Source organism: Mucilaginibacter sp. P4_G9 (genome assembly GCF_056400985.1).
The window spans coordinates 1-2,182 of sequence record NZ_JBFUKF010000610.1; the positions used below are offsets into that span (position 1 = coordinate 1).

3 protein-coding genes are annotated in these 2,182 nt (G+C 42.6%); all 3 read left to right on the forward strand.

Going from position 1 to position 2,182, the window contains the following annotated elements:
• On the forward strand, positions 1–568 hold a 568-nt coding region (locus AC1DPZ_RS25880; RefSeq protein ID WP_477408914.1), incomplete at its 5' end, for a hypothetical protein.
• An 11-nt stretch (positions 569–579) separates the two neighbouring features.
• Complete coding sequence (locus AC1DPZ_RS25885; protein WP_477408916.1) at positions 580–1,608, forward strand: hypothetical protein; 1,029 nt, start codon at positions 580–582, stop codon at positions 1,606–1,608.
• A 60-nt stretch (positions 1,609–1,668) separates the two neighbouring features.
• Positions 1,669–2,182 (forward strand): DUF2490 domain-containing protein (locus AC1DPZ_RS25890; protein WP_477408918.1); only part of this gene is annotated, 514 nt, incomplete at its 3' end.

Genomic DNA, 2,182 nt, shown 5'->3' on the forward strand with positions numbered 1-2,182 from the left:
AAATAGTAATAATACCAACTCGTTAAAAGGCTTTGCTTATGATTCCAGGTATTATCGTACCACGCAATTTGATATGTGGCCATTTGAAGAGCAGTTTCAGCATAAAAGGGTTTATTACCTTACCCACGATAAGATCCCCAACGTTACTACGGATAGTATGACTATCCGGGGTAAATGGTACGGCTCATGGGTTAACGATACACGTACTTACCAAAAAGTGGTATGTAAAATTTTATCCGGCAGTTTTGCTTTGGCACCCGGACAAAAGCGCGTTATAAATATGAGCATCACTAATCCATACCCGTACACTATTGATTTCAGCAACCAGGGCGCAACGCATGCGCTTACTTTAGAAGCCTGTATGTTTATTGGGGGGAATCTGGCCAACATACAGGTATCTGGAGATGATTTTCACCGGATCTCTTTAAAACCCGGCGAACAAACCAAATACGCATTTACGCTGACTGCCCCCGATAAAAAGGCGGTTTACCAGCTGTTTTTTTCCTGGCGTACAGAACCTTTCCAGGGAAGCAGGAACAGCGATGTTATCAGTTTTACAGTTAAATAATAATTACACCTATGTTTAAAAAAATATACTTATTTGCAATTTTTACGCTGATTACCGGTACCGCCGCATTGGCCCAGGAAACCATTGATATTCATTTTAAAGCAATGGGCTTTATGGATAACCGCGAGTATAAGCCTTCCCTGATCCGATCGCGCACCTACAATGGTGTGCGTACCGCGCTTGACGTAGGCTGGAACATTGATAGCTTAAATCACTTTATTGTGGGTGCCAACGCTATTCATGAGTTTGGTGCCAAGCCGTATTTTTTACATGTAAATCCGGTTGCTTACTATAGTTTTACAGGTAAAAGCTGGCTTTTTAATGCCGGGGCTTTCCCGCGAGAAGGTTTACTGGATGATTATCCAAGAGGCTTACTTAACGATACCTTGCGCTATTATCGCCCCAATGTGGAGGGACTTTTAGCCCGCGTGCACAATGATCATTTTGTAGAAACAGGCTGGATTGATTGGGTAAGCCGCCAAACCAATACCGATAGGGAGCAGTTTTTATTTGGATTTTCGGGCAGGTACAAACCATCAGTTACCGGTATGTTTTACATATCACATTATTTTATGCTTGAGCATGATGCCGGTGCAATCATTGCCGTACCTAATGATAATATACAGGATAACGGCGCGGGCCAGGTAAGGCTGGGGCTTGATTTTAGCCATAAAACCTTTCTTGATTCCTTATCGGTGGAAGCAGGCGGCATGATGTCATTTGAGCGTACCCGCGGGGTTGATGGTTTTCAGAAACCTGCGGGCTTTGTAGCCAGTGCTTATTTCAGCTACCACCGTTTTGCTTTGTTTGATGAATTTTATAAAGGCCAGGGCCATCATATAATGTACGGCGATGCGTTTTATGAAAAGAAAACATACAACCGTATGGATATTATCTGGACGCCTTTTCTGTATAAGCGTATAAAAGGGCAGTTTATTTTAAGCTTTCATCAAACACCTGGTTTTAAAACCAGCAACCAGGAAGCTTTCAGAGTTACGGTTGACCTGGGCAGGCGAACCTTGCTAAGGTTGAAAGATTAGCGATTGGTTTATTGGATTGATTAGGTTGGATTTTTTTAATTTATATATACATCTATGCAGTTGAAGCAAAAATTAGTAGCATTATTTATTGTAGTTATATTATTTGTAATACCAGCAAAGGTATTTGCGCCGGATAACCAGTTTTCGGGTTGGGCGGCCTGGTTCCACAGCCAAAAATTATCCGAACATTGGGGTTACTCGTTTGATGGGCAGATCCGTTCACATGACGAGCTCAGTTATCTAAAGCATATTTTGTTGCGTCCATCAGCCAATTATTACTTCGCTAAAAACAAAGTAGGAGCATTGGGTTATGCTTATATAGCCTCTTATGGCCGCACAACGGCAGGCGATCAAACCTTTCGCCCGGAAAGCCGCATTTGGCAGCAATATACTTACACTCACAAACTAAGTAAAAGTATCAACCTGGCTCACCGTTTCCGTTTGGAGCAACGCTTTTTGGGCAATACCGCTGCCAACAAGAACGACCATTATTTTGCGCAACGGTTAAGATATTTTGCAAGGGCGGTTGTGCCTTTGAAAAAAGATTCGGCGGCATTTAACCAGGGACCTTTTG